We start from the raw sequence: 24,847 nt of genomic DNA on the forward strand, positions 1-24,847 counted from the left end.
AAGGCCCGCCGTGGCGGGGTGGGGATGGATCAGGCCGGGACGACCGGGGCCGCTTTCGGCCTGTCCAGGGTTTCGATGGCCGTGGATGTCGCGGCCTCGGAAAAGTCAGCACCCGCGCCGTAGATGTCGCGCGCAACGCCAGTGGTCAGTTGTTCGGGCGTGCCGTCGAACACGATCCGCCCGTCGCGCATGCCGATCACCCGGTCGCAATAGCGGCGCGCGGTATCCAGCGTGTGCAGGTTGGCGATGACCATGCGGCCGTCTTCCTCGTGGATGCGGCGCAGGGCGTCCATGACGATCTGGGCGTTCATCGGGTCGAGGCTGGCGATCGGTTCGTCGGCCAGGATGATCTGCGGGTCCTGCATCAGGGCGCGCGCGATAGCGACGCGCTGTTGCTGGCCGCCCGACAGGGCCTGCGCCCGTTTGGGGGCCTCGGCGGCGATGCCCAGACGGTCGAGGATGTCGATGGCCTTGTGGATGTCCTGTGCGGGGTAGAGGTTGAACATCGTCGCCAATGTCGAGCGGCGGTTCAGTGTGCCGTGCAGCACGTTCGAGACCACGTCCATCCGCGGCACGAGGTTGAACTGCTGAAAGATCATCGCGCAGCGCGATTGCCATTCCCGGCGGGCGGCGCCGGTAAGCGTGGTGATCTCGGCGCCTTCGAAGGTAATGCTGCCTTCGCTGGCGTCGCTCAGGCGGTTCAGCATGCGCAGCAAGGTGGACTTGCCCGCGCCTGAACGCCCAATGATCCCGATCATCGCCGGTTTGCCGACCTCGAAACTCGCATTGTCCACGGCGCGTTTGTCGCCAAAGCGCTTGGTTAAGGACGTGACCTGCAGCATGTATGAACCCCCGGTATTTGTCGCCGTGCTAGGCGGGGGCTGTGTCAGCTGCGTGACAGTTGTGTTTCAGGTGGATGACAAGACGTTCAAGGTTTCATGACGCTGGCGTAGGGGCTTGTTTGCGCGGCGGAATCAGAATGCCATGTCCATCGGTTCGGGCTCGGCCCTGAGCGAGTCGCGCAGGCGCTCCAGCCCGCGTTCGCGCAACTGGCGGACCCTCTCGCGCGAAATGCCGTGGATTTCACCCAGTTGATGCAGGGTCATCGGGGGGTCCTGCACGACGGTGGCGATCACGATATCGCGTTCGCGGTCGGGCAGGTGGCCGAAATGGCGGCTGACCGTGCGGCGGAACACGTCCATGTCATGACGTGTGGCGACCTGTTCCTCGACATCGCAATCGGGATCGGGCAGGAGGTTGATGATCTCGTCCCCTTCCTCGCCCGCGGTCAGGCGGTTGAGTGAACTGTCACTGCCGCTGAATTGCTGGCGCATCCCGTCCAGTTCCGAGGCCTTGACGCCCAGCTTGACGGCGATGCGCTGTTCGCGCTCGGGCGTGGTTTCGCCGGGCACGGCCTCCAGCGTCTCCTCGATCCGGGCGAGGTTGAAGAACGCCTTGCGGGCCTTGGACGAGCGCCCGCGTTTGACCAGCGACCAGTTGTTCATCCTGTAATCCTGCAACTCGGCGCGCACCCACCAGGCCGCATAGGTCGAAAACCGGAATCCGCGATCCGGGTCGAACCCGTCGGCGGCTTTCAGCAGGCCGATCAGGCCATGCTGCAGCAGGTCGGGATCGTCATTGATGTTGCGGTTCCTGGTGAAGCGCCGTGCAATCGACATGACCAGCGGGTGATAGGCGGTGATCAGCCGGTTGCGGGCCTCGACATCGCCATCGTCGCGCCAGGCGCGGGCAAGGCGCAATTCCTCTTCGGCTGTCAGAAAGCCGGTGCGGTCGTTGTAACCGGGGCGCGACGGGGCGCTGGGGGCGTATGATTTTGGCATGGCATCGCTGCAGTTGGAAATCTGCTGAAATAGTTTCGTATCGAAATCATATCTGCATTAACGCGCTTGTCAAACTGATTTTGAATCGCTACCAAATATGCATGGGTTCCTCTGATACGACATCTAGTCAAACATCGGGCTGCACCGAGCAGCTGGCCGAGATGCTGGTGCATATCGGCCGCACCGCGCGGGGCGAAGAAACCGGCGCTGGTCTGACCGCCGCGCAATGGACGGGGCTGCGGTTTTTCGCGCGGGCCAATCGCGCCTCGCGCACGCCGTCGGCCTTTGCGAGTTTTCAGGCCACGACACGGGGCACGGCCTCGCAGACGATCAAGGCGCTTGAAGGCAAGGGGCTGGTGCAGCGCCAGCGCTCGGAAACCGATGGGCGCAGCGTGCGGTTCGAGTTGACGGCACAAGGACACGACATGCTCGGGCAGGATCCGCTGCGCCATCTGATGGCGGCGCTGGCGGGGCTGGACCCGTGCGACCGCGCCGCGATGGAGCGCCTGTTGCCGGTGATCGCCGCCGAACTGGCACGGCAACGCGGGTGCCGCGCCTTTGGCACATGCGACGATTGCGGTCATTACGAAAAGCGGCCGTGCGGCGGATACTGTGCCTGCGCCGCGCTGGATTTGCCGCCGGGCGAGATCGGGCGGCTTTGCGCCAGCTACGCGCCCAGATGCGGGGCGGATGAAACATTACCGCAAACAGCAGGCAACGCAGGCAGCCGGGAATAAGACAATGACAGCTACAGACCAATCCGCGTCGGCCTCGCCCCTGGCGGGCCTTGGGCGCATGATCGCGATCAGCAGCGGCAAGGGCGGCGTCGGGAAATCGACGCTGACCGCCAACCTTGCGCTGGCGCTGGCCGGGCAGGGGCTGCGCGTGGGCGTGGTGGATGCCGATCTCTACGGTCCTTCGATCCCCGGCATGTTGGGCATTCCCGGCGATCAGCCCCCGGCAATGGCCCCCAACAACAAGGTGATCCCGGCGCAGGCGCATGGGGTCAGGGTGATCTCGATGGCGATGCTGTCGGGGGATGACAAGCCTGCCATCCTGCGCGGGCCGATGGTGACGAAATACCTTCAGATGTTCATCACGCAGGTCGATTGGGGCACGCTGGACGTGCTGCTGCTGGACCTGCCGCCGGGCACGGGCGATATCCAGCTGACGCTGGCGCAGGCCTTTCCGCTCAGCGGCGCGGTGGTGGTCAGCACGCCGCAGGATGTCAGCCTCAAGATCGTGCGCCGCGGCCTGCGGATGCTGGAGCAGGTCAATGTGCCGATTCTCGGCGTGGTCGAGAACATGAGCGGCTTTACCTGCCCCTCCTGTGGCGAGGTCACGCATATCTTCCATCAGGGCGGCGGGCAGAAGATCGCGGACAGCCTGAACGTGCCGTTTCTGGGCAGTATCCCGCTGGACCCGGCGGTTGTGGATGGTGGCGATACGGGCCGCCCGTTGATACTGGACGCGCCCGACAGCCCCGCCGCACAGGCCTATCGCGCCGTGGCCGCCGCGTTGAGCGGCGGCGCACAGGAGGGCGCCGGGCTGGCGCTGCCGTTTGACTGGCAGGTGGCGGAAGGTACCGGAAAACCCGCTGGCGCCGCGCCGGTCGCGGGGGGTGACCCGGAACGCCCCGTCGCGCTCGATTTCGGGGCGGAAGGGCTGCATATCCAATGGCAGGACGGGGCCGGTCAAATGATCGACCCGCGCGATTTGCGGCTGGCCTGCCAATGCGCCGCCTGCCGCGATGAAATGTCGGGCCGGCGGTTGCTGGACCCGGCCAGTGTGCCGCTGGATATCGCGCCGACGCGCATCTGGAGCGTGGGCAACTATGCCATTGGCGTGGCCTTCAGCGACGGGCACAGTTCGGGCATCTATACCTTCCCGGCGCTGCGCGCGATGCAACAGGTCGAGGCCGAAGATGTCTGAGACCGCCCTGCGCCGCCGCATCCGGGCGGTGCCTTCGCTGAACGATCCGGCGACCATGCGGTTCGTACTGGAAACGCCGGTACAGCCGGGACGCTCGGCCAACTGGAACGCGCCGGACAGCGATGCGCCACTTGCGCGCGCGCTGTTCGACGTGCCCGATGTGCGGGCGGTGCATGTGGCCGAGGCGACCATTACCGTGACCCGTGCGCCCGAGGGCGACTGGGCGCAGCTCAAACCCCGGATCGCGGCGGCGATCCGCGAGGCGCTTGAGGACAGCGATGCGCCGCTTGGGTCCGTTGAGGCTGTGTCGGACGATCCGGACCGACGGTTGCTGGACAAGGTCACCGACCTGCTGGACCGGCAGGCCAACCCGGCGATTGCCGCCCACGGCGGGCACGTCAGCGCTGAAAAGGTGGACGATGGTGTTGTCTACCTGCGCATGTCCGGGGGCTGTCAGGGCTGTGCGGCCTCGGCGGCCACGCTGCGCGGCGGGATCGAGAACATGCTGCGCGCCGCCATCCCCGAGTTGCGCGATATCGTCGATGTGACCGACCACGAGGCAGGGACCAACCCGTTCTACAGCGAAACGCTGGGGCACAGCCCGGCGCTGCTCCGTCCGGTTCCGCCCGAGGCGCTGGACTGGAGCGATGGGGATTTGCGGATCGATCCCGATTATCTGGCGCGTCGCCTTGGGCTTGCGCCGCATGTGCTGGTGGCGGGGCTGGAGAATGGGGACATTGAGCGCGAGGTTGAAACGCTGGACGGGCCGGGCGGAGAGATCACCCGGCTGACCATCCGCAGCCCGCAACGGGCCTGGGCCGCCGATATCCGGCCCGACGGTACGGTGGTCGAGGTGCCGCCCGCGCGGCAGGGCAGCAAAAAGCCCGCGCTCAAGGATCGTGTCCGCCGGCATCTTGCAGCGTTGCCGCCCGAGGCCGTGCCGGTGCCCTATGGCAAGCTGGCCCGCGCGTTGGGCCTCTACCTGCCGGGTTCGGTGGGCCGTGTCACCGCCGCGCTTGAGGATACCATGCGCGAAGATGTTGCCGCGGGGCTTCCGATGATCGCCGCGCTGGCCTGTGGGCGGGGGGCGGACTTGCCGGGCAAGGGGTTCTTCGATCTGGCCAGGACGCTCGGTGCGCCGGTCGCCTCCGATCCGGCGGGGTTTGCGGCCTACCGGGCGCAGGCGATCGCCGCGCATCTCGGACAAGGCGGTTAATGCAGGCAGAAGGGTAAGGAACGGGGCATCCTGCTTGACCTTGCCCGCGCCTTGCCCGAACGTGGCGCCGAAATTTCAAATGCCACGAGGTCCCCATGACATCCCAGCCCTTCGACACCCAGTCCCTTGATCGTCTGGCCGATGTGGCCGTGCATGTCGGCCTGAACCTGCAAGAGGGGCAGGATCTTGTGCTGACCGCGCCGGTATCGGCGCTGCCGCTGGTGCGCCCCATCGTGGCGGCGGCCTATCGGGCGGGTGCGGGGCTGGTGACGCCGATCCTTGGGGATGAACAGTTGCAGCTGGCGCGCTACCGCAATGCGCGCGACGACAGTTTCGACCGGGCGCCCGACTGGCTGTATCAGGGGATGGCGCAGGCGTTCGAGGGCGGCGCGGCCCGGATGGCCATCGTGGGGGACGATCCGATGCTGCTGTCCGACGAAGACCCCGACAAGGTCGCGCGCGCGGGCAAGGCGAATTCGATGGCCTACAAGCCGGCGCTGGATCATATCGCGAATTTCCATATCAACTGGTCCATCGTCAGCTATCCCAGCCTGTCATGGGCGCGGCGCATGTTCCCTGACCTTGACGATGACGCGGCGGTGGCGAAGCTGGCCGGGGCGATCTTTGCCGCCTCGCGGGTCACCGGCGACGATCCGGTGGCCGAATGGAAAGCCCATAACGCCGCCCTGCGCACCCGCACCGAATGGCTGAACGCCCAACGCTTCGCCGCGCTGCATTTCACCGGGCCGGGGGCGGATCTGACCGTTGGGCTGGCCGATGGGCATGAATGGCAGGGTGGGGCCTCGGTCGCCGGGAATGGGGTGGTCTGCAATCCCAACATCCCCACCGAAGAGGTCTTTACCACGCCTCATGCCCACAAGGTCGAGGGCCATGTGCGCGCCACCAAGCCGCTGTCGCATCAGGGCAGCCTGATCGAGGACATCGAAGTGCGCTTCGAGGCGGGCCGCATCGTCGAGGCCCGCGCCAGCAAGGGCGAGGCCGTGTTGCACAAGCTGCTGGATACGGACGAGGGCGCGCGCCGTCTGGGCGAGGTGGCGCTGGTGCCGCATTCCTCGCCAATTTCGCAATCGGGGCTGCTGTTCTACAATACGCTCTACGACGAAAACGCCGCCTGCCACATCGCGTTGGGTCAGTGTTATTCCAAGTGTTTCGTCGATGGCGGGTCGCTGACGCCCAAAGAGGTGGCCAAGCGCGGCGGCAATGCCAGCATGATCCATGTGGACTGGATGATCGGCGGGCCGCAGACCGATATCGACGGTATCACCGACAGCGGCGCGCGCGTGCCTGTTTTCCGTCAGGGGGAATGGGCCAGCCATGCTTGAGGGCCTTTCGCCCACGGCACTGGGGTTTTTCGGGAGTCTCGTCGCGGGGCTGATGACGGCGGTGGGGGCCTTGCCCGTGCTGGCGGGGCGCATTCCCGGTCGGGCCACGCGCGACATGGCGCTGGGATTCGCCGCCGGTGTGATGCTGGCGGCATCGTTCTTTTCGCTGATCATTCCCGCGCTGGATGCCGCCGAAATCAGCTATGGCGCGGGGGCGATCCCGGCGGCCATCACTTGTGTGTCGATCCTGATCGGCATGGCTGCGGTGCATGGCATGAACGAAACCCTGCCGCACGAGCATTTCAAGCTGGGCCGCGAAGGCCCCGAGGCGGCCTCGTTGCGCCGGGTGTGGCTGTTCATCATCGCGATCACGATCCACAATTTCCCCGAAGGGCTGGCCGTGGGCGTGGGCTTTGGCGCGCACGGGTTCGAGGGCGGAATGCCGCTGGCCATCGGGATCGGCCTGCAAAACGCGCCCGAGGGGCTGGCCGTGGCCGTGGCCCTGCTGGGCGAAGGATACGGCAGGCGCCGGGCGTGGGTCATCGCCGCGCTGACCGGCATGGTCGAACCCATCGGCGGGCTGATCGGGGCCGGGGTGATTGTGCTGGCGCAACCGTTGCTGCCCTGGGGATTGGCCTTTGCCGCCGGTGCGATGCTCTATGTCATCAGCCACGAGATCATCCCCGAAACCCACCGCAGCGGGCATCAGAACAAGGCCACGCTGGGCCTTGCCGTGGGGCTGGTGGTGATGCTGTTCCTCGATGTCTGGCTGGCGTGACCGGTGGGGCAATCCTCGCGTCAATGTGATAAGCTCCGCCTTGTGCCTGCATGGCGCAAGGTTAGGCTGTGGCGAGCCAATGAAAGGGATATCCGACCATGTCCAAGCATGACCTGACCCGCCGGGGATTTTTCGCAAGCGCCGCCGCTCTGGGCCTGAGTGCCGCGGTGCCGGGTGCCGCCCGCGCGGCGCAAACCGAAATTCACGTCATGAAAGACCCCAATTGCGGGTGCTGTTCTGCCTGGATCGACATTCTTCAGGACGAAGGGTTTTCCGTGACCACCGAGCGCAGCTTTGGAACCGCACTGACCCGCTACAAGATGGAGAACGGCATCCCGGCCGAGATGATGTCGTGCCATACCGCGCGTATTGACGGTTATATGCTGGAGGGGCACGTCCCCGTCGCGGATATCCGCCGCCTGCTGAGCGAACGCCCCGATGCCGTGGGGCTGGCCGTTCCGGGCATGCCTTATGGATCGCCGGGCATGGGCCCCGAAGACCAGCGCGAGGCCTATGACGTGCACCTGATCCGCCGCGATGGCACGACCGAAGTGTTCACGCATTACAAGGCGGCCTGAGCGAAACCCGCATTCGGCCATGCGCGTCCGAATGCGGGCCTGCATGGCTCAGCCGGTTTCGGGCAGCGCCCCCACGGCAAAGCCGTAATCGCCCAGAACCGCCTGTCCGGCGGGCGACAGGATATATAGCGCCAGTTTCCATGCTTCGGGCGGCGCGTCGTTCAACACCATCAACCCGTAATCGGCCCCTACGGCCAGGGCCTCGGGGATCTGGACGATTTGCAGATCGGGCACATCGCGCTGCGCCAGAACGGCGTTGGTGCAATAGGTCAGGAACAGGTCGGCGCGGTCGTTTTCCATGACCCAGCCATAGGTGTTGCGCCCCTCGGGCGCCTTTTCGCTGTTCGGCCCGCCCGTCAGTTGCAGCGCCTTGCCGCGCAGGGTGTCGGTTGCGCCGTCACGCAGGCCCTCGGCCTTGCCGAACAATTCCCACGCGTAGTCGCCCGACGGATCGGCCTTGGGGGTCGAGGTGCCGACGCGCGTGCCGTCGTTCAGCATGACGTCGAGCAGGGTGTCGGATGTCACGTCGACGCCCGGTTGCGCCAGCGCGCACAGGCGGTTGCGGGCGAACAGCGCCACCGGCCCGCCGCGCCCTGCTTTCTCCAGCGTGCGGGGGTGGCGCATGTTGGCCGAGGCAAAGACATGCGCCCGTTCGCCGTCTTCGATGTTTTGGCGCATCAGGCCCGAGGGTCCGAAGGTGGTATCCACCGCCGTGCCATGTGCGGCGCTGTAATTCGCGGCGACATCCGACAGGGCGGCCTTCAGGCTGCCGGCCGCGATCAGCACGACGCTGTCCTCCTGCGCCGCCAGCGGGGCGGCGCTCAGGCCCAGGGCAAGGGCCAGCGAAGCCATGACTCTGCGATGTGACATGATGGGTCCTCCAGTAATACCAGTCCGATAGGCAATGCGTTATTCCGATCCCGGCTTGTCCGGGGCTTTCGGCGTGAATTCACAGCGGTCGGGTTTGATGTCGATCAGCGGGGTGCCGTTCAGGCAATCCAGCCCCCGCACGACCAGAACATTGCCCTCGACCCGCTCCAGCCGGACCAGCGCGGTGCCGATGGGGTTTGGCCGCTGGGGCGAGCGCAGGGCGAAGGTGCCGAAAAACCGCTTGCCGTCGCCCTTGGGATTCTGGCGGATCAGGTCGCGACGCGAACGATCCAGCCAATAGAGGATTTCCAGCCGTCCATAGGTTTCGATCCCCTCAAGCGCGCGATCCCAGGGTGGAAATACCTCGATCCGGCATTCCGGACCGTCCTGTTTGCCTTGTCGGGGGCAGAATTCGCGGCTGTCCCACGGGGTATGGATGCGCCCGATGAAATGCAGGGCGGCATCGCGCGGCTCGGCTGTGTCGGTGGTCTCCTCTCCGGGGCGCAGGCGGTTTTGCATGATTCAGCATATTCCTGTTCATCTTCCGATGCGCCAAGCCTATGGCGAAATCGCAGGATGTCCAGAGCCGGGAGGGATCATGCCCCGTTGGCGCGGGCCGCTTCCGCCCGCAGGACGCCCAGATCGTAGAGTGGAAAGGGCATCACCCGCTCGCCGATCTGCATGACCGCCGGGGTGAGATAGCGCAGCCCCGCAGGACCTGCGGCCAGATCCGGCCCGGTGATCACCCCGGCGCCATCCGGTGTCAGCGACAGCCAGCCCCGGCGCAGCAGTTCCGTGCTCAGGTCATCCAGCGCCAGCCGCGTGCCGGGGCCGGAGCAGTTGACCACCAGCGGCGCGGTCAGGCTGTCCTGCCCGGCGACGCGCACCGTTGCGCCATCCGTCGCCGGGGCAACCGCCTCGGCGCGGCCCATTATCTCGGTGACCTGCCCGGCAGCCCGCAAGCGGCGGTAATCGGCGATGCTGTCATGGCTGCCTCGGCGGAACCGCCGCTCCAGGAGGGGCGGAACAGCCTGACGTTCGGCAAGGTCGGGCAGAAGGGCGGCCAGCGTCTCATGGGTCATCCATGCCTTGAAGCCGGGCCTGAGCTGCGCCATCTCCGCGCCTTCGGTGCGAAACCTTGCGATTTCGGCGTCAACTGCGGCCATCAGATCGGCGCAGGTGTCGAAAGGCCCGGCAATTTCCGGCTCCACCGCCGGTTTGCGGGGGCGTTGCCATATCAGGGGCTCAGGCCGCAGGGGGCTGGTGGACAGTACCGACAGGCGAATATCGTCCTCGTCCAGAACCGATTGCAGAAACCGCAGCACATCGAGCATCGCTGCATTCGCGCCAAGGCACAGGACCGTCCGGCCCGGCTGCACTTGCGCGGCGATCTCGTCTTCATGACCGTAAAGCATGGGAAAGGCGCAGGGCCCCGCATCGCTGCCCAGCCCGTCCAGCGCCGGGGTTCCGGGGGCCAGATCGACGCGGTCGGCCCGTATGCGTTCGCCATTATCCAGGCCGATGACGAATTCCGCCCCGTCCCGATCCAGTGTCACCGCCCGGCCCCTAATCAACTCCACCGCAATGCCGCTTGCCCGGTGCCGGTCCAACGCCGCCTGCACCAGCCCGGTCAGGTAATCGCCGAATATGGCGCGGGGTGCAAAAAGCGCGGCATGATCCGCTGCGGCGATGTGATCCGCCCCGAAGCTCAGCCAATCGGGCCGCCGTCCGCGCATCCGCTCGGCCACCTCGTCCCACCGGGCGGCCATCCAGTCGGCGAACTCCGGCAACACCGCCGCCGAAGGCGAGTTCAGCAGGTAGGCATCGGCCCAGGGCCGGTCTGCGGGCACCTCGCCATAGGCCAGACCTCGGCCCAACTGCCCGATATCGGGGCCGATCACGCTCAGCCGGTCACCGGCCTCTGTCGGCGCGGTTTCGGCAAAGGCGGCGGCGGTGGCCCCGTCGCCGATGATGACATGATGCCGGCCCGTATCGCGCATGGATGATCCCCCGTGTTTCGGCGCAGTTTGCGTCACTCTGCGCGGCTTGGCCAGAGGTCCGGGCCTTGTGCCACCCGCCGCCAGCGGCTATCGCTCGGTCCGGGTGCGTGACAGTAAAGGGCGGGCGGCATGACACGGGTTTTCATCACCGGCACGGCGGGGTTCATCGGCTATCACCTGGCCGATCTCTTGCTGGAGGAAGGGTTCATCGTCCACGGGCTGGACGGAATGACCGATTACTACGATGTCGCCCTGAAACAGCGCCGCCACCAGATGCTATTGCAAAAGCCCGGTTTCACCGCGACCGAGGCGATGCTGGAAGATGCCGATACGCTGGATCGAGTCACGGACGACTTTCAGCCCGATATCATCGTTCACCTCGCCGCCCAGGCCGGGGTGCGCTACAGCCTTGAAAACCCCCGTGCCTATATCGACGCCAATGTGGTCGGCACGTTCAACGTCATGGAGGTGGCCCGCCGTCATGCGGTGCGGCATCTGCTGATGGCCTCGACCAGTTCGGTTTACGGTGCGAATACCGACATGCCCTATGTCGAAACCATGAAGGCCGACTTGCAGATGACCATTTATGCGGCCACCAAGAAGGCGACCGAGGCGATGGGCCATTCCTATGCCCATCTGTGGAACCTGCCCACGACCATGTTCCGGTTCTTCACCGTCTATGGCCCGTGGGGGCGGCCCGACATGGCGCTGTTCAAGTTCGTCTCGGCGATCCTGGAGGGGCGGCCCGTCGACATCTACAACCACGGTGAGATGTATCGCGATTTCACCTATATCAGCGATCTGGTGCGCGGTATCCGCCTGTTGATGGACACCGTGCCCGAACGCCCGGAAACCCCCGACGACATCGCCGCAGGCGACAGCCTGTCGCCGGTCGCGCCGTGGCGTGTGGTCAATATCGGGAATTCCAATAGCGTGCGGTTGCTGGATTTCGTCGATGCGATCGAGGATGTCCTCGGCATTCCCGCGCAGCGCAACATGATGGACATGCAAAAGGGTGACGCTCCGGCCACATGGGCCGATGCCAGTCTGCTGCATGATCTGACAGGGTACAGGCCGCACACCGATCTGCGCGACGGGATCGCGCAATTCGTGAACTGGTATCGCGACTATTACCGCGTCTGAGCGGCCCCGTCGCCGGGGCCGTCAGAGTGCCTTCATGCGCCGCGGTTGCCGTGGCGCGCTTCCGAGAAAAAGCGGTAGATGCGGGACGGAATCCAGGGCAGATGCGCCCGGTTCCAGTCCATCCGTTCCTGCACGAGCATCGGTTTCGCTGTCAAAAGTGTCATTTTAATATTCCTTTCGCGTGACTGCATCGCTATCTTGTCTTTAGCGGTATATGCAATGTATATACATTTGATATGCAAAAGTCAAGACCGAACCGGAAAGCCCGCGCGTGACCAAGAAAGACGACAAAGACGATGCCAAGGCCAAAAAGAAGGCCGGCAAGAAAAACAGCCAGTTGATCCTGCGACTGGACAAGGACGACCGCGATGCATTTGTCGCGCTCTGCAAGGACATGGACACCAGCGCCGCCCGCGAAATCCGCGGCTTCATCCGGTCCTATGTGAAAAAGCACGGCAAGGGCTGAACCGACGCGCGGGCAGGGTGGCCGCTTTCAGGCGCCCTCGTATTCGCACAGCACATGCACGTCCATGCCCATGGCTTCCAGCTTTTGCCGCCCGCCCAGTTCCGGCAGGTCCACGATAAAGGCGCAGCCCATGATCTCGCCGCCCAGCCGTTCGATCAGCCTGATGCCCGCCTGCGCGGTGCCCCCGGTGGCCAGCAGGTCATCGACCAGCAGGATTTTCTCGCCGGGCTGGATCGCGTCGTCGTGGATTTCCACAATCGCCTCGCCATATTCCAGCTGGTATTCTTCGGAAATCACCGCGCCGGGAAGCTTGCCCTTCTTGCGGATGGGAACGAAGCCCAGCGACAACTGATGCGCAATCGCCCCGCCAAGGATAAACCCCCGCGCCTCCAGCCCGACGACCTTGTCGATCTGCTCCCCGGCGTAGGGGTGCAGCATCTGGTCGATGGCCATGCGAAACCCGCGCGGATCGGCAAACAACGTGGTCACGTCACGAAACAGGATACCCTCGTGCGGGAAATCGACAATCGTGCGGATGTAATCCTTGACGGTGCGGAGTACGGGCATGGCGCGGCCTTTTCCAAACGGGTCCGGGCAACTGTCTGACCCAAGCCGCCCCGCTGTGCAAGGGTGCGAAGCGCCGCGCCCGGTGTTTGCCGACGGTGTATAGCCTATTTACTCCAAACCGTCCGGTCAGTATGTGAGGCCTCGCATCAGATATCCCGCGCGGAGACACCATTGAAGTATCGTGCTGAAATCGACGGCTTGCGCGCGGTCGCGGTCGTGCCGGTCATCCTGTTTCACGCAGGGTTCGACCTGTTCGGCGGTGGCTATGTGGGCGTGGACGTGTTCTTCGTGATCTCGGGCTACCTGATCACCACGATCATCCTGAACGAGATGAACGAGGGCCGGTTCAGCCTTGCCAATTTCTACGAACGCCGCGCCCGGCGCATCCTGCCGGCGCTCAGCTTCGTGGTGCTGTGCAGCCTGCCGGTGGCGTGGCTCACCCTGTTTCCCACCGACCTCAAGGATTTCGCCCAAAGCCTGATCGCGGTAGCAACCTTTTCGTCGAACTTCCTGTTCTGGACCGAAAGCGGCTATTTCGACACCACGGCCGAGATCAAACCGCTTTTGCACACCTGGAGCCTGGCGGTCGAAGAGCAGTATTACATCATCTTCCCGTTGTTCCTGATGCTGGCGTGGCGCTGGGGCAAGCGGCGGATCGTCAAGATCCTGATCGGGGTTTTCGTCTTCAGCCTGCTGCTGGCCCACTGGGCCGCCTATCAGGAGCCCGAGGCCGGGTTCTACCTGCTGCCCGCCCGCGCGTGGGAGCTGCTGGCCGGGGCCTTCATCGCCTTCTATGTCGATCGCCGGCCCATCGAGGTGCCCACCGCCACCGCCAATGTGCTCTCGGGGCTGGGGCTGGCTGGCATCACCTTCGCGATCTTCGCCTATGACAGCGGCACCCCCTTTCCCAGCCTCTATGCGGTGGTGCCCATCGCGGGCGTGGTGGCGGTGATCGCCTTTGCCGTGCCCGGCACCATCGCCCATCGCCTGCTGTCGCTCAAGCCGATGGTGGCCATCGGCCTCGTCTCCTACAGCGCCTATCTGTGGCACCAGCCGATCCTTGCGTTCTATGCTCATGTCATGGGCCACGACGCGCCCCTGTGGCATGTTGCACTGATGCTGCTTGCGACCGCCGTTCTGTCGGTCTTTACCTATCGTTTCATCGAAATCCCGACCCGGCGCAGGCGCGTTTTCGCCACACGGCCCAAGGTCGCGGCCTTTGCGGTGACGGCCTCGGCAGTGATGATCGTGCTGGGCCTCATGGGCACGCTCACCAATGGCAACGCCTACCGTTATCCGCAGGCCATCGTCGATCTGTTCGCCCGCAACGACGAATTCAGCCGTATCGTCTGGCTGGCCAAGGACGCCACGCGCCTGAAAGACTTCGACGACGATGCCGAAACCAGGCTGCTGATCGTGGGAGACAGCAATTCGGCCGATTTGCAAAATGCCCTCAACGCGGTGATCGGCAAGGATGTCTCGGTGGTCAGCGCGCAGGTCGGGGTGACATGTGGCAACCTGTTCGTTCCACAAGAGAAATTCATCGAATTTGCCGACGACAACCGGTTCAACATGTGCAGCCCCCGGCACAACGACCTGACCGATGCCAGAACCTTCGAGTTGATAGACCAGGCCGATGTGGTGATCTTCGCCACCGCCTGGACCGACTGGGAGACCGACCTGATGCAGGAGAGTATGGATAATCTGGTTCGGGACTATGGCGACAAGTTCTGGGTTTTCGGCACCAAAAGCGTCGAGTTCGACCAGCAGGATATTCTGGATACATGCATTACGGGCTGCATGAACTGGCAGACCGAACCTGTCCCCAACGCGACCAAGATCAATGCCAAACTGGCCGGGGTGCTGGGGAACCGCTTTATCGACCCGCTCAAACTGATTTGCGCGGACGGGCCGTGCACGGCCTTCCTCGGCCCCGAGACCATCGTCATGTATGACGGGTTTCACCTGACACCCGAGGGCTCGGCCTGGCTGGGGGAACAGATGAAAGCCGATGGCGTGATCGACCGTATGGGGCTGGGGGGCTGATCTTTACGCAGCGCCGGATACGCGCCGCCATCGGCGGGCCAGTCTTCAGCCGCTTTTGATCTCCTTCAGACGGTTCTTTACCCGACTTCGCAAGGACTTCAGCCAACGCGCGATTTTTCGTTTGCGAATATCCCAAGGGGCGATCCCGTAAGGTGCCGCGCCCAAATTCCGGGACATCTTGACCAGCAGATCGTGGCGATGCGCATAAAACGCCTCGTCCGGGATTTCGCGCGGGGTTTCCGGTTTGCGCAGGTGGACAAAAAATTCGAGCCCCTGTGTTTCACTGATTTCCAGAATGTCAAACCCGACCAGGTTGAGTTTGCGCAGATCCCTGAGCATCAGTTCCAGGGTTTCGGGGAAGAACACATTGCAATGGGCATCGCGGTATTCACTCGGCTGAGCCTTTCGGGCTTTGTAATCCTCGTAGACTTGCACAAGACGTCTGTTGGGCTCAAACGCTGCGGGATCGCCCGTCTTAAGATCGCATCCCGGCTGGGCCTGTCCGTCATGGATGAACATCGACTTATGGGCCCCTCCGTCGAACAGGGTCTCGGGGCTAGGTTGGCGGCGATCCTCGTGATATGCCGCCAGCCAGTCGGACAGACGTGACGGCAGCCGGAAATGATCGAAAATCGCGCGACAATCGGGCACTGCCATACTCAGCACGCCGCCTGGCGCCAAGGCATCGTAAGCGCCTTGCAGGAACAGAATGGGGTTCGGCAAGTGTTCGAAATTATGCGAGGATACGATATAGTCGATCTTGCCCTGCAAACCGGCCTTGGCGATCACTTCGCCAAGACGCGAGGCGTCCCCCACCAGATCGACGTTTTCGATTTCCTCGATGCGCGTGTCCGGGATCCGGGGATCGTCGAGTGCTCTGCTCCGCAACTTCTCGGTATTGAGCATGTCCATGATCAGGACATCATGACCGTCGCGTTTCGCCACCGCGGGATTGAAGTAGGGGGCAATCTCGATCCCCTTGCCGGACAGGTCGGCGTATTTCAAAATCCAGTCGATTCTTGGCAACATGTACCTCCTGGAATTACACGCGGGAGAAATCGGTAGACAGCAAACCGTGTGATCTTGCTGTGCTCTATATTGGATGGTGGACTAAATCCAGAAGATTCCCCGAGGCTCTAACCCGATCAGAATACCCGCCCCGCCACCGCGTCCAGCCTTGCCACCAGCGCCGCATCGCGCGCCTCGGGGGCGGTCAGAACGGCGTTGTCCAGCGCCCGGTCGCAGCCATGCGGGCAGGGCGCGCGCTCGGCTCCCAGGAGGGTGGGCAGGCGGCGCACCATCTCGCGGGCCTTGTCGGCATTGCCCATCAGCGTGGCGATGATCTGGCTTACGTCCACCTCGCCATGATGCGGGTGCCAGCTGTCGTAATCGGTGATCATCGCCACCGAGGCATAGCAAAGCTCGGCCTCGCGGGCCAGTTTGGCCTCGGGCATGTTGGTCATCCCGATCACGTCCGCGCTCCAAACCTCGCGGTACATCTTCGATTCCGCCAGCGTGCTGAATTGTGGGCCTTCCATCGCCAGATAGGTTCCGCCGTCATGCACCGTGATCCCCGCCGCGTCGGCGGCCTGGGCACAGGTCGCGCCCAGTCGGGGGCAGGTCGGATGCGCCACGCTCACATGCGCCACGCAGCCGGTGCCGAAAAAGCTTTTCTCGCGCGCGAAGGTCCGGTCGATGAACTGATCGACGATCACGAAATCCCCCGGCGCCATGTCTTCGCGGAAACTGCCGCAGGCGCTGACGCTGATCACGTCGGTGACGCCCAGCCGTTTCAGCGCGTCGATATTGGCGCGGTAGGGCACGGTGCTGGGCGAATGCACATGGCCGCGCCCGTGACGGGGCAGAAAGGCCATTTTCACGCCGTCCAGCGTGCCGGTCAGGATCTGGTCGCTGGGATCGCCCCAAGGGGTCTCCACTCCGGTCCACTCGGCCCCGTCCAGCCCTTCGATCTGATACAGCCCCGATCCGCCGATCACCCCGATCATCGTGTTCGCCATGCCTGTCTCCGTCACCGTTTTGCCTGCGTCGGGCACAGTGTTACGCCGCGCCGCACGGGATGAAAACGCAAAACCCCGTGCGCCGTCCGCTCAGCCGCCGCAAATCCCCTGCAGGCGCAGCCAGTCACCATCGCTCAGCAGAGGTTCGGGGGGCTGCACGGCCCAGGGGTCGGCCTCGATCAGGCCAAGGGTGGTCTCGCCCGAGATGTCCTGCGCATAGGCATAAGGGGTCGAGCGCACACCGCGCGTCTGGAACGCCTGCAACAGCGCCTCGTCGGGCAGGGCGGGGCGCGGGGCGGTCAGCAGGTGCTGGGCATAGCGATGCAGGCTGTCCTCGTCCATACCGCCGGTGGTCATGAGCCGCAGCGTGGCCCATAGCCCGGCCTGTTTCAGCAGGTCGTCCAGCGGGTCGGTCCGTTCGAGCCGCGCACGTTCGGCCACGATATATCCGGCCACCACATCGGGCTCCTCGTGATCCTCCACAAGGCTCTTGTCGATCAGGATCGTGCGCCCCGGCAGGTGGATCGTGCTGGCCACCCCGTCGCGCACCACGGCCACCTGCCCGGCATCGCCAGGCGTCGGGGCAAGACGTTGCGACAAACGCGCCAGCGCCGCGCGCCCGCCGGGATCGCGGCAGGCCGGGCCTGTGACCCGCTCCAGTTGCTCGCGCAGCGCCGCGCCGATCTCGGCGCGCTTGACCTGCGGCACCACCCTGACCGCGTGCTGGCGCGCGGCGTTCGGGAACCAGAACACCGCCAGCGCCGCCACCGCCAGAAAGGACAGGCCCAGCATCACCAGCCGCAAGCGCCCCGGATGGGGCCGCCGCCGTTCGACCGCGGCGCGCAGGCGTTCGATGGCGGCGATCATCTCGGTCTCGCTTTCTGGCAGTTCCAGCGTCTCGCCGGGGTCGCCATCGGGGTGGTAAATGGCCGGGCGCCGCCCCGGATTGGCGCGCTGGATCGCGGCCAGCGACCAATGCGCCAAGGGCCTTTCGCGCGTGTCGGTGATGATCAGGGTGGCGTCGCCGATGGAAACGATCACGTCGCTGCGCTGTTCGTCGGGCGTGGCGCGCCACAGGCCCGACGCCTCAAGCCGCTGGTATTCGCTCAGTGCTGTCATCCGTGATGCGGGCCTGCTCTGCCTCGTTCGCGTGACGATAGCACGCCCGCGCCGACCCCGGCAATCCACATGCCGCCCTCTTGCACCCGCGCTACTGCCCCGGCGGTTTCAGGCATGAACGATCAGGTCACAATTCGCGCGCCTGCCTGCGCAGTTCGAATTTCTGGATCTTCCCGGTCGAGGTCTTGGGCAGTTCCTGAAACACCACCTTCTTGGGAGATTTGAACCCGGCCAGCCGTTCGCGCGCAAAGGCGATCATGTCGTCCTCGCCGGTATCGGCCCCGTCCTTGAGTTCGACAAAGGCGCAAGGCACCTCGCCCCATTTTTCGTGCGGCATGGCCACCACCGCGCACAGCAGAACGGCAGGGTGCATCATCATCACGCCTTCCACCTCGACCGAACTGATATTCTCGCCGCCCGAGATGATGATATCCTTGGCCCGGTCCGCGATCTGCAAATACCCGTCGGGGTGCTGCACAGCGATATCGCCGGAATGGAAATACCCGCCCTGAAACGCCTTTTCGGTGGCCTTGGGATTCTTCAGATAGCCCTTCATCACCGAATTGCCGCGGATCATGATCTCGCCCTGCGCGGTGCCATCCATCGGAATTTGCTGCATGGTGTCCGGGTCCATGGCGGTGATGTCCTCCATCATCGGCATCAGCACACCGGTGCGCGCCTTGATGGCGTATCTCTCGTCGTCGTTCAGGCCGTCCCAATGGGTTTGCCAGACGCATTCGGTCACATGGCCATAGGTTTCGGTCAGCCCGTAGACCTGCGTCACCTTGAAACCCAGCGGCTCGATCGCGCGCAGGGTGGCGGCGGGGGGCGGGGCCCCGGCGGTGAACACGTCCACGACATGGTCGAACTCGCGCCGGTCCTCGTCCTTTGCGTTGACGATGGTGTTCAGCACGATGGGAGCCGCACCGAAATGGGTCACGCCATCGTCGGCGATGGCGTCATAGATCGCCTTGGCGGTGATATCGCGGCAGCACACCACCGTGCCGCCCAGCATCGGCATCATCCAGGTGTGGTTCCAGTTGTTGCAGTGAAACAGCGGCACGATGGTCAGATACCGCGCATGGCGCGGCATCGGCCAACTGACGGCGGTTCCCATGGTCATCAGGTACGCCCCGCGATGGTGACATACCACGCCCTTGGGCCGCCCCGTGGTGCCCGAGGTATAGTTCAGCGCAATGCTTTCCCATTCGTCCTGCGGCATGATCCACTCAAAGCCAGGATCGCCCGAGGCCAGCAACTCCTCGTATTCCATGTAATGCCCGTGCGCATGGACCCCGGCGGCATCGTCGGCCACCTCGATCACGATGGGCGCGAGGCCTTCCATTTCCTCGAACGCTTCGGCGGCGACCGGCAGGAATTGCGGATCGACCAGCAGCACCTTGGCGCCGCCGTGATCAAGGATATAGGCGATGGTTCCGGCCTCGAGCCGGGTGTTGATCGTGTTCAGGACCGCGCCGCAGGCGGGCACGCCGAAATGCGCTTCGGCATGGGCGGGCAGGTTGGGCAGCAGCGTGGCCACCACATCACCGGATTCCACCCCCAGCCCGGCCAGCCCCGAGGCCAGCCGCGTGCAGCGTTCGTGATACTCGCGGTAACTGCGGCGTGTTCCGCGATACACCACCGCTTCGTGATCGGGAAACAGATGCGCGGCCCGGCGCAGATGCGACAGCGGCGTCAGCGGTACGAAATTGGCAGCGTTGCGCCCCAACCCGGTTTCGTCTGCCATCCAGCCCATGATGCTCCTCCCATGATTCATGACACGCGGCGGTCCATCGACCATATTGGGATTTTTCCCGCAATCAATTTTAATGTCCCGCATTTTCGCACCTTTAGCGCGCTTGTGCCGGTCCCGCGGGCGGCCTAGCGTGGCGATCATGATCATTTCGGGCGGGCGCAACTACATCTTCGTGCATATCCCCAAGACCGGCGGCACCTCGATGGCGCTGGCGCTGGAGGGGCGCGCGATGAAGGATGACATCCTGATCGGCGACACCCCCAAGGCACGCAAACGCCGCCGGCGGCTGAAAGATGCACAGGCGGCGGGGCGGATATGGAAACACTCCACGCTGGCCGATATCCACGGTCTGGTCCCAGACGACCAGATTGCAGGGGCTTTTACCTTTACCCTCGTGCGCAACCCGTGGGACCGGCTGGTCAGCTATTACCACTGGCTGCAAGAGCAGGGCTTTGACCACCCGGCGGTCCATCTGGCCAAGGCACGGGATTTCAGCGGCTTCCTGAACGCGCCACAGACGCAGGCCGCCCTTCGCCACGCGCCCTATGGCAGCTACATGCGCATGGCTGACGGGGCCGAGCAGTGCCGCGCCTTCATACGGATCGAACATCTGGAGCAGGACGCCGCACCGCTTTGGAATCATCTGGGGTTCCGTCTGGACCTGCGGCACGAAAATCAATCGCGGCGGCCCCGCGACTACCGGGAGTTTTACCGGGAATCTGACGTAAATATGGTGAAAACCCTGTGTTCAGAGGATATCGAGCGCTTCGGATACAGTTTCGAGGGATGAAATTGTGCCGCCTTTCGTGCCAATCGAAATAAGGGCGCTTCATTGACGGAAATTTGTCAACAATGCCTCAATCCCGCCATGTTTTCGGCAAGGGAGCGGCACGAGAATCACTTTTTGTTAACCAATCGGAACACAAGGCCGGCTGCCACCGGTTGAGCGAGGGGATGACAAGATGTTTGGGTGGATGTCTGTACTGCAGCCCAAAGGGACCAAACGAATGACAGACACGACCGGCGCCTACGACGGTGGCGCAACGGGTGTGATGTCAGGGCTGCTTGAAGGCACCGGGGTTGCCACGGCCGCTGGGTGGAGGCCGGTCGAGGCGATCACTGTCGGTGACAAGGTGTTGACATTCGACGCTGGCATGCAACCCGTCACACGGGTGGAACGCCGCGCCTTGTGGTCCGGTGAAACCAACTGCCCGCCCCGCTTCTGGCCGCTCGAAGTGCCGGTCGGGGCGGTCGGCAATCGCGAGGCGATGCGCCTTCTGCCCAATCAGGGCGTGATGCTGGAAAGCGATGTCGCCGAATTGGTCTATGACGACCCCTTCGCACTTCTCCCCGCGCTGGCGCTGGAGGGGGTCGATGGCGTGCATCGCGTGCCGCCCCGGCACGGAATCGAGGCGGTTGTCCTGTATTTCGAAAGCGATCAGGTGATTTTCGCCGATAGCGGCATGTTGTTCTTTTCCCCATCCTCGCGCGACCTTCTGGATCACGCGGACAAGGACGACGGTATGCCGCTCTACTCGCTTCTGCCGCTCGATGAGGCCGTGATCCTTGCCGAAGCCGTGGCAATCGAATCCGGTGCGACAACCAGGCAGGCCCCGGCGGAGCCGCGCCCCCCGGTGGCTTCGGCGGCGGCCTGATCCTGCTCCACAGCTACAAAAAACAACCGCGCGCCCCGGTTCGGGACGCGCGGTTTTGTCTTGTCTGACCGGAAAGATCAGGCGGCCTGAGCCTTGCTGCCGAACCGTCCGTAGAAACTCTGGGTTTTTCCGGCCATCTCGCGCAGCAGGGCAGGGCAGGCGAAACGCGCGCCATGCGCTTCCTCCAGCTGGTCGCAGCGTTCGGCGGCATAGGGCGTGCCGATGATGTCCAGCCAGCTGAACGGCCCGCCCGACCACGGCGCAAAGCCCCAGCCGAGTATCGCGCCGACATCGCCCTCGCGGATGTCTTCCAGCACACCTTCCTCCAGCGCGCGCACGGCCTCCAGCACCTGCGCGAACATCAGGCGGTGCTGCACCTCGATCAGGTCGGGCTGGTTTTCCGCATGCGGGTATTGGTCGGTCAGCCCGTCCCAATAGCCAAGGCGCTTGCCCTTCTCGTCATAGTCGAAAAAGCCCGCTTTCGCCTTGCGCCCCAGACGGCCCAGGCCTTCCATCCAGAAAATCACCTCGTCCACGGCGGCATCGGGATAGTTATCCCCCATCGCCGCCTTGGTGGCGCGGGCGATCTTGGCGCCAAGGTCGATCGAGGTCTCGTCAACCAGTTGCAGCGGCCCCACCGGGAAGCCCAACTGCCGCGCCGCATTGTCGATCAGCGCGGGCGTCACGCCCTCGGCCACCATGCGGATGCCCTCGTTGATATATGGGATGATGCAGCGGTTGGCGTAGAAGAACCGCGCGTCATTCACCACGATGGGCGTCTTGCGGATTTGGCGGACGTAATCCAGCGCCTTGGCCACCGCCCGCTCGCCGGTTTCCTTGCCCTTGATGATCTCGACCAGCATCATCTTTTCCACCGGGCTGAAGAAGTGGATGCCGATGAACTGTCCGGGTTTGTCGCTGGCCCTGGCCAGGTCCGAAATCGGCAGGGTCGAGGTGTTGGTGGCAAAGATGCAATCGTCGCCGACGACCTCCAGCACCTTCCTGGTGACCTCGGCCTTGATGGCGGGATCTTCGAACACCGCTTCGATCACCAGATCGCACCCCTTCAGCGCGGCATACTCCGTGGTGGCGGTGACGCGCTCAAGCACCTGTGCCTTCTTCTCCTCGGTCGCCTTGCCACGCTTGATGCCCTTGTCCATGTAATCGGCGGTATAGGATTTGCCCTTGTCGGCGGCTTCCTGTTTCTGGTCGATCAGCACGACCTCCATACCCGCCTGCGCCGAGACCAGCGCAATGCCGGCCCCCATCATGCCCGCGCCCATCACACCGACCTTCTTCACCGTCTGATCGGGCACATCGGGGCGGTTCGCGCCTTTTTCCAACGCTTCCTTGTTGATGAAGAGCGACCGGATCATCGCGCCCGAACTCGGGTTCATCAGCACATTGGTGAACCAGCGCGCCTCGATCCTGATCGCGGTGTCGAACGGCACCAGCGCGCCCTCGTAAACCGCGCTCAGCAGCGCCTTGGCGGCGGGGAACGCGCCTTGTGTCTTGCCGTTGACCATCGCGCTTGCGCCCACGAAGGTCATGAACCCCGCCGGATGATAGGGCGCGCCGCCGGGCATCTTGTACCCCTTTTCGTCCCACGGCTTGACGATGCCGGGGTCGGAGAGAACCCATTCTTTCGCCTTCGCCAGCAATTCACCCGCGGGCACGACCTCATCGACCACACCGGCGGATTTCGCCTTTTTCGGATCGTTCAGCTTGCCCTCCAGAAGCAGGGGCGCGGCGGCCATCGCGCCCAGCTTGCGCACCAGCCGCGTGGTGCCGCCCATACCGGGGAAAATGCCGACCATGATTTCCGGCAGGCCGATCTTGGCCTTGGGGTTGTCGGCGGCAAAGATGCGATGACAGGCCAGCGGGATTTCCAGCCCGATCCCGAGCGCCGTGCCGGGCAGGGCGGCGGCAATGGGTTTGCCGCCCTTGTTCTTGTCGTCCATGCCCGCGCGCTCGATCTTGCGCAGGATGGCATGGGTCTGCATCAGCCCGTCCATCAGGCCCTTCGCCGGGTTGTCCCCGGCGCTTTCCTTCATCTTCGCGATGATGTTCAGATCCATCCCGCCGGCAAAACTGCCTTCCTTGCCGCTGGTGATGACGATGCCCTTGACTGCGTCGTCGGCCAGGGCGTCGTCGATCAGCGCATCGAGGTCGATGAACCCCTGCTGGTTCATCACGTTCATCGACTTGCCAACCGTGTCCCAGGTGATCACGGCAACGCCATCGGCGCCTTTTTCCATCGTGAAATCAGTCATTTCAATCTCTCCTGTCACTCGGTCGCTCAGACGCGTTCGATGATCGTGGCCGCACCCATGCCGGATGCGATGCACAGCGTGGCCAGACCGACCTCCTTGTCGGTGCGCTCCAGCTCGTCCAGCAACGTGCCGATGATGATCGCGCCCGTGGCCCCCAGCGGGTGGCCCATCGCGATCGATCCGCCATTGACGTTGACCAGCGCCGGGTCGACATCGAAGGCCTGCTGGAACCGCAGGACGACACTGGCAAAGGCCTCGTTCACCTCGAACAGGTCGATATCGCCGATGGTCATGCCGCTGTCGGCCAGCGCCTTTTCGGTGGCGGGCACCGGGCCGGTCAGCATGATCGTCGGATCGGTGCCGATCTTGGTGGTCTGGCGAATGCGCGCGCGCGGTGTCAGGCCCCATTTCTCGCCAAAGGCCTTCGAGCCGACCAGCACCGCCGCCGCCCCGTCCACGATGCCCGAACTGTTTCCGGCATGGTGGATATGGTTGATCCGCTCCAGATGCGGGTATTTCAGCTTGGCCACCGCATCGAACCCCGGCATTACCTCGCCCATCTGCTGGAAACTGGCGTTGAGCGCGCCAAGGGTCTGCATGTCGGTGCCGGGGCGCATGTATTCGTCGCGGTCCAGAATGGTCAGCCCGTTCTGATCCTTCACCTCGACGATCGAGCGGGCGAAACGGTTGTCTGCCCACGCCGCGGCGGCGCGTTTCTGGCTTTCCACGGCCAGCGCGTCGGCCTGATCGCGGGTGAACCCGAACTCGGTGGCAATGATGTCGGCACTGATCCCCTGCGGGACGAAATAGGTGTCCATCGCCACGCTCGGGTCCACGGCAATCGCGGCACCATCGCTGCCCATGGCCACGCGGCCCATCATCTCGACGCCACCGGCGATATAGCCGTCACCGGCCCCGCCCTTCACCTGGTTGGCGGCCAGGTTCACGGCCTCCATGCCGCTGGCACAGAAACGGTTGATCGCAAGGCCGGGGATCGACTCGTCCAGCTCCGAGGCCAGAACCGCGGTGCGCGCCAGGCACCCACCCTGTTCCTTGACCTGCGTGACATTGCCCCAGATCACGTCCTCGACGGCATGACCGTCCAGGTTGTTGCGCTCTTTCACCGCGTTCAGCACCTGCGCACTCAGGCGCACGCTGGTCACCTCGTGCAGGGCGCCATCCTTGCGGCCCTTGCCGCGCGGCGTGCGCACGGCGTCATAGATATAGGCGTCAGACATCGTCGTCT

The 24,847-nt window shown here is 64.4% G+C and carries 24 protein-coding genes; 11 read left to right on the top strand and 13 right to left on the bottom strand.

The window, feature by feature from the left end:
- Positions 1-29: 29 nt before the first annotated feature.
- Both phnC and KPG71_RS04070 read right to left on the bottom strand, forming a co-directional pair.
- Complete coding sequence (phnC, locus tag KPG71_RS04065; RefSeq protein ID WP_216336863.1) at positions 30-842, bottom strand: phosphonate ABC transporter ATP-binding protein; 813 nt, start codon at positions 840-842, stop codon at positions 30-32.
- A 132-nt stretch (positions 843-974) separates the two neighbouring features.
- Positions 975-1,841 (bottom strand): sigma-70 family RNA polymerase sigma factor, encoded by an 867-nt coding sequence (locus tag KPG71_RS04070; RefSeq protein ID WP_216336864.1) that lies wholly within the window; start codon positions 1,839-1,841, stop codon positions 975-977.
- 101 nt (positions 1,842-1,942) lie between these two features.
- Here KPG71_RS04070 and KPG71_RS04075 point away from each other — a divergent pair, with 101 nt between their 5' ends.
- The 6 genes from KPG71_RS04075 (at position 1,943) to KPG71_RS04100 (ending at position 7,688) form a co-directional block, all read left to right on the top strand.
- Positions 1,943-2,578, top strand: a complete 636-nt coding sequence (locus KPG71_RS04075; RefSeq protein ID WP_216336865.1) for a MarR family winged helix-turn-helix transcriptional regulator — start codon at positions 1,943-1,945, stop codon at positions 2,576-2,578.
- A gap of 4 nt (positions 2,579-2,582) precedes the next feature.
- On the top strand, positions 2,583-3,773 hold the full coding sequence (locus KPG71_RS19725) for a P-loop NTPase (protein ID WP_216336866.1): 1,191 nt from the start codon (positions 2,583-2,585) through the stop codon (positions 3,771-3,773).
- Positions 3,766-4,989, top strand: coding sequence for a NifU family protein (locus tag KPG71_RS04085; RefSeq protein WP_216336867.1), 1,224 nt, complete (start codon positions 3,766-3,768; stop codon positions 4,987-4,989). Before KPG71_RS19725 ends, KPG71_RS04085 begins: the two co-directional genes overlap by 8 nt.
- Before the next feature lie 95 nt (positions 4,990-5,084).
- Complete coding sequence (locus KPG71_RS04090) at positions 5,085-6,332, top strand: aminopeptidase (protein WP_216336868.1); 1,248 nt, start codon at positions 5,085-5,087, stop codon at positions 6,330-6,332.
- Positions 6,325-7,110: a ZIP family metal transporter gene (locus KPG71_RS04095; protein WP_216336869.1), complete on the top strand. Its 786-nt coding sequence runs from the start codon at positions 6,325-6,327 to the stop codon at positions 7,108-7,110. The genes KPG71_RS04090 and KPG71_RS04095 overlap by 8 nt, the downstream gene beginning before the upstream one ends.
- Before the next feature lie 98 nt (positions 7,111-7,208).
- Positions 7,209-7,688: a DUF411 domain-containing protein gene (locus tag KPG71_RS04100; protein ID WP_216336870.1), complete on the top strand. Its 480-nt coding sequence runs from the start codon at positions 7,209-7,211 to the stop codon at positions 7,686-7,688.
- A 48-nt stretch (positions 7,689-7,736) separates the two neighbouring features.
- On the opposite strand, the gene KPG71_RS04105 is transcribed toward KPG71_RS04100, so the two are convergent.
- From KPG71_RS04105 to KPG71_RS04115, 3 genes are all read right to left on the bottom strand, one after another.
- A complete protein-coding gene (locus KPG71_RS04105; RefSeq protein WP_253196089.1) occupies positions 7,737-8,558 on the bottom strand; it encodes a molybdate ABC transporter substrate-binding protein in 822 nt (273 codons plus the stop codon).
- Between the two features lie 39 nt (positions 8,559-8,597).
- Positions 8,598-9,077 carry a tRNA (N6-threonylcarbamoyladenosine(37)-N6)-methyltransferase TrmO gene (gene tsaA, locus KPG71_RS04110; protein WP_216336871.1) on the bottom strand — a complete coding sequence of 160 codons (480 nt, stop codon included), beginning with the start codon at positions 9,075-9,077 and terminating at the stop codon, positions 8,598-8,600.
- A gap of 77 nt (positions 9,078-9,154) precedes the next feature.
- Positions 9,155-10,558, bottom strand: coding sequence for an FAD/NAD(P)-binding protein (locus tag KPG71_RS04115; RefSeq protein ID WP_216336872.1), 1,404 nt, complete (start codon positions 10,556-10,558; stop codon positions 9,155-9,157).
- A gap of 129 nt (positions 10,559-10,687) precedes the next feature.
- On the opposite strand from KPG71_RS04115, the gene KPG71_RS04120 reads away from it, so the two are divergent.
- On the top strand, positions 10,688-11,701 hold the full coding sequence (locus tag KPG71_RS04120; protein ID WP_216336873.1) for an NAD-dependent epimerase/dehydratase family protein: 1,014 nt from the start codon (positions 10,688-10,690) through the stop codon (positions 11,699-11,701).
- A gap of 32 nt (positions 11,702-11,733) precedes the next feature.
- Here KPG71_RS04120 and KPG71_RS19730 read toward each other — a convergent pair whose 3' ends face one another.
- Complete coding sequence (locus KPG71_RS19730; protein WP_301182883.1) at positions 11,734-11,865, bottom strand: hypothetical protein; 132 nt, start codon at positions 11,863-11,865, stop codon at positions 11,734-11,736.
- 107 nt (positions 11,866-11,972) lie between these two features.
- Here KPG71_RS19730 and KPG71_RS04125 point away from each other — a divergent pair, with 107 nt between their 5' ends.
- Positions 11,973-12,167, top strand: a complete 195-nt coding sequence (locus KPG71_RS04125) for a hypothetical protein (protein ID WP_216336874.1) — start codon at positions 11,973-11,975, stop codon at positions 12,165-12,167.
- Positions 12,168-12,194: 27 nt separating this feature from the next.
- Here the strand turns inward: KPG71_RS04125 and KPG71_RS04130 are convergent, their stop codons facing one another.
- The gene (locus KPG71_RS04130) at positions 12,195-12,734 is read right to left on the bottom strand and encodes an adenine phosphoribosyltransferase (protein WP_216336875.1); all 540 of its coding nucleotides are present in this window, start codon (positions 12,732-12,734) and stop codon (positions 12,195-12,197) included.
- A gap of 171 nt (positions 12,735-12,905) precedes the next feature.
- Between KPG71_RS04130 and KPG71_RS04135 the strand changes: the two genes are divergently transcribed.
- Positions 12,906-14,780, top strand: a complete 1,875-nt coding sequence (locus tag KPG71_RS04135; RefSeq protein ID WP_216336876.1) for an acyltransferase family protein — start codon at positions 12,906-12,908, stop codon at positions 14,778-14,780.
- Between the two features lie 45 nt (positions 14,781-14,825).
- On the opposite strand, the gene KPG71_RS04140 is transcribed toward KPG71_RS04135, so the two are convergent.
- The 4 genes from KPG71_RS04140 to KPG71_RS04155 all read right to left on the bottom strand — a co-directional run bounded on the left by KPG71_RS04140 (position 14,826) and on the right by KPG71_RS04155 (position 19,673).
- Positions 14,826-15,809, bottom strand: a complete 984-nt coding sequence (locus KPG71_RS04140) for a methyltransferase domain-containing protein (RefSeq protein ID WP_216336877.1) — start codon at positions 15,807-15,809, stop codon at positions 14,826-14,828.
- Positions 15,810-15,925: 116 nt separating this feature from the next.
- A complete protein-coding gene (locus tag KPG71_RS04145; protein WP_216336878.1) occupies positions 15,926-16,798 on the bottom strand; it encodes an S-methyl-5'-thioadenosine phosphorylase in 873 nt (290 codons plus the stop codon).
- A 90-nt stretch (positions 16,799-16,888) separates the two neighbouring features.
- Positions 16,889-17,917 carry a hypothetical protein gene (locus KPG71_RS04150; protein WP_216336879.1) on the bottom strand — a complete coding sequence of 343 codons (1,029 nt, stop codon included), beginning with the start codon at positions 17,915-17,917 and terminating at the stop codon, positions 16,889-16,891.
- Between the two features lie 127 nt (positions 17,918-18,044).
- Positions 18,045-19,673 carry an AMP-binding protein gene (locus KPG71_RS04155; protein WP_216336880.1) on the bottom strand — a complete coding sequence of 543 codons (1,629 nt, stop codon included), beginning with the start codon at positions 19,671-19,673 and terminating at the stop codon, positions 18,045-18,047.
- 139 nt (positions 19,674-19,812) lie between these two features.
- On the opposite strand from KPG71_RS04155, the gene KPG71_RS04160 reads away from it, so the two are divergent.
- Both KPG71_RS04160 and KPG71_RS04165 read left to right on the top strand, forming a co-directional pair.
- On the top strand, positions 19,813-20,463 hold the full coding sequence (locus tag KPG71_RS04160; RefSeq protein ID WP_216337199.1) for a sulfotransferase family 2 domain-containing protein: 651 nt from the start codon (positions 19,813-19,815) through the stop codon (positions 20,461-20,463).
- Positions 20,464-20,680: 217 nt separating this feature from the next.
- Positions 20,681-21,328 (top strand): Hint domain-containing protein, encoded by a 648-nt coding sequence (locus tag KPG71_RS04165; protein WP_216336881.1) that lies wholly within the window; start codon positions 20,681-20,683, stop codon positions 21,326-21,328.
- A gap of 77 nt (positions 21,329-21,405) precedes the next feature.
- Here the strand turns inward: KPG71_RS04165 and KPG71_RS04170 are convergent, their stop codons facing one another.
- Entirely contained in the window at positions 21,406-23,601 is a 2,196-nt protein-coding gene (locus KPG71_RS04170) for a 3-hydroxyacyl-CoA dehydrogenase NAD-binding domain-containing protein (RefSeq protein ID WP_216336882.1), read from the bottom strand.
- A gap of 26 nt (positions 23,602-23,627) precedes the next feature.
- Positions 23,628-24,839: an acetyl-CoA C-acetyltransferase gene (locus KPG71_RS04175; protein ID WP_216336883.1), complete on the bottom strand. Its 1,212-nt coding sequence runs from the start codon at positions 24,837-24,839 to the stop codon at positions 23,628-23,630.
- Positions 24,840-24,847 lie beyond the last annotated feature (8 nt).

It is taken from the genome of Roseovarius sp. PS-C2 (assembly GCF_018862045.1).
Taxonomy (GTDB): domain Bacteria; phylum Pseudomonadota; class Alphaproteobacteria; order Rhodobacterales; family Rhodobacteraceae; genus Roseovarius.

Bases quoted from the DNA above. Each gene is read 5' to 3' on its own strand.
- phnC (WP_216336863.1), bottom strand. From the start codon at position 842: ATGCTGCAGGTCACGTCCTTAACCAAGCGCTTTGGCGACAAACGCGCC.
- KPG71_RS04070 (WP_216336864.1), bottom strand. From the start codon at position 1,841: ATGCCAAAATCATACGCCCCCAGCGCCCCGTCGCGCCCCGGTTACAAC.
- KPG71_RS04075 (WP_216336865.1), top strand. From the start codon at position 1,943: ATGGGTTCCTCTGATACGACATCTAGTCAAACATCGGGCTGCACCGAG.
- KPG71_RS19725 (WP_216336866.1), top strand. From the start codon at position 2,583: ATGACAGCTACAGACCAATCCGCGTCGGCCTCGCCCCTGGCGGGCCTT.
- KPG71_RS04085 (WP_216336867.1), top strand. From the start codon at position 3,766: ATGTCTGAGACCGCCCTGCGCCGCCGCATCCGGGCGGTGCCTTCGCTG.
- KPG71_RS04090 (WP_216336868.1), top strand. From the start codon at position 5,085: ATGACATCCCAGCCCTTCGACACCCAGTCCCTTGATCGTCTGGCCGAT.
- KPG71_RS04095 (WP_216336869.1), top strand. From the start codon at position 6,325: ATGCTTGAGGGCCTTTCGCCCACGGCACTGGGGTTTTTCGGGAGTCTC.
- KPG71_RS04100 (WP_216336870.1), top strand. From the start codon at position 7,209: ATGTCCAAGCATGACCTGACCCGCCGGGGATTTTTCGCAAGCGCCGCC.
- KPG71_RS04105 (WP_253196089.1), bottom strand. From the start codon at position 8,558: ATGTCACATCGCAGAGTCATGGCTTCGCTGGCCCTTGCCCTGGGCCTG.
- tsaA (WP_216336871.1), bottom strand. From the start codon at position 9,077: ATGCAAAACCGCCTGCGCCCCGGAGAGGAGACCACCGACACAGCCGAG.
- KPG71_RS04115 (WP_216336872.1), bottom strand. From the start codon at position 10,558: ATGCGCGATACGGGCCGGCATCATGTCATCATCGGCGACGGGGCCACC.
- KPG71_RS04120 (WP_216336873.1), top strand. From the start codon at position 10,688: ATGACACGGGTTTTCATCACCGGCACGGCGGGGTTCATCGGCTATCAC.
- KPG71_RS19730 (WP_301182883.1), bottom strand. From the start codon at position 11,865: ATGACACTTTTGACAGCGAAACCGATGCTCGTGCAGGAACGGATGGAC.
- KPG71_RS04130 (WP_216336875.1), bottom strand. From the start codon at position 12,734: ATGCCCGTACTCCGCACCGTCAAGGATTACATCCGCACGATTGTCGAT.
- KPG71_RS04140 (WP_216336877.1), bottom strand. From the start codon at position 15,809: ATGTTGCCAAGAATCGACTGGATTTTGAAATACGCCGACCTGTCCGGC.
- KPG71_RS04145 (WP_216336878.1), bottom strand. From the start codon at position 16,798: ATGGCGAACACGATGATCGGGGTGATCGGCGGATCGGGGCTGTATCAG.
- KPG71_RS04150 (WP_216336879.1), bottom strand. From the start codon at position 17,917: ATGACAGCACTGAGCGAATACCAGCGGCTTGAGGCGTCGGGCCTGTGG.
- KPG71_RS04155 (WP_216336880.1), bottom strand. From the start codon at position 19,673: ATGGGCTGGATGGCAGACGAAACCGGGTTGGGGCGCAACGCTGCCAAT.
- KPG71_RS04160 (WP_216337199.1), top strand. From the start codon at position 19,813: ATGATCATTTCGGGCGGGCGCAACTACATCTTCGTGCATATCCCCAAG.
- KPG71_RS04165 (WP_216336881.1), top strand. From the start codon at position 20,681: ATGACAGACACGACCGGCGCCTACGACGGTGGCGCAACGGGTGTGATG.
- KPG71_RS04170 (WP_216336882.1), bottom strand. From the start codon at position 23,601: ATGACTGATTTCACGATGGAAAAAGGCGCCGATGGCGTTGCCGTGATC.
- KPG71_RS04175 (WP_216336883.1), bottom strand. From the start codon at position 24,839: ATGTCTGACGCCTATATCTATGACGCCGTGCGCACGCCGCGCGGCAAG.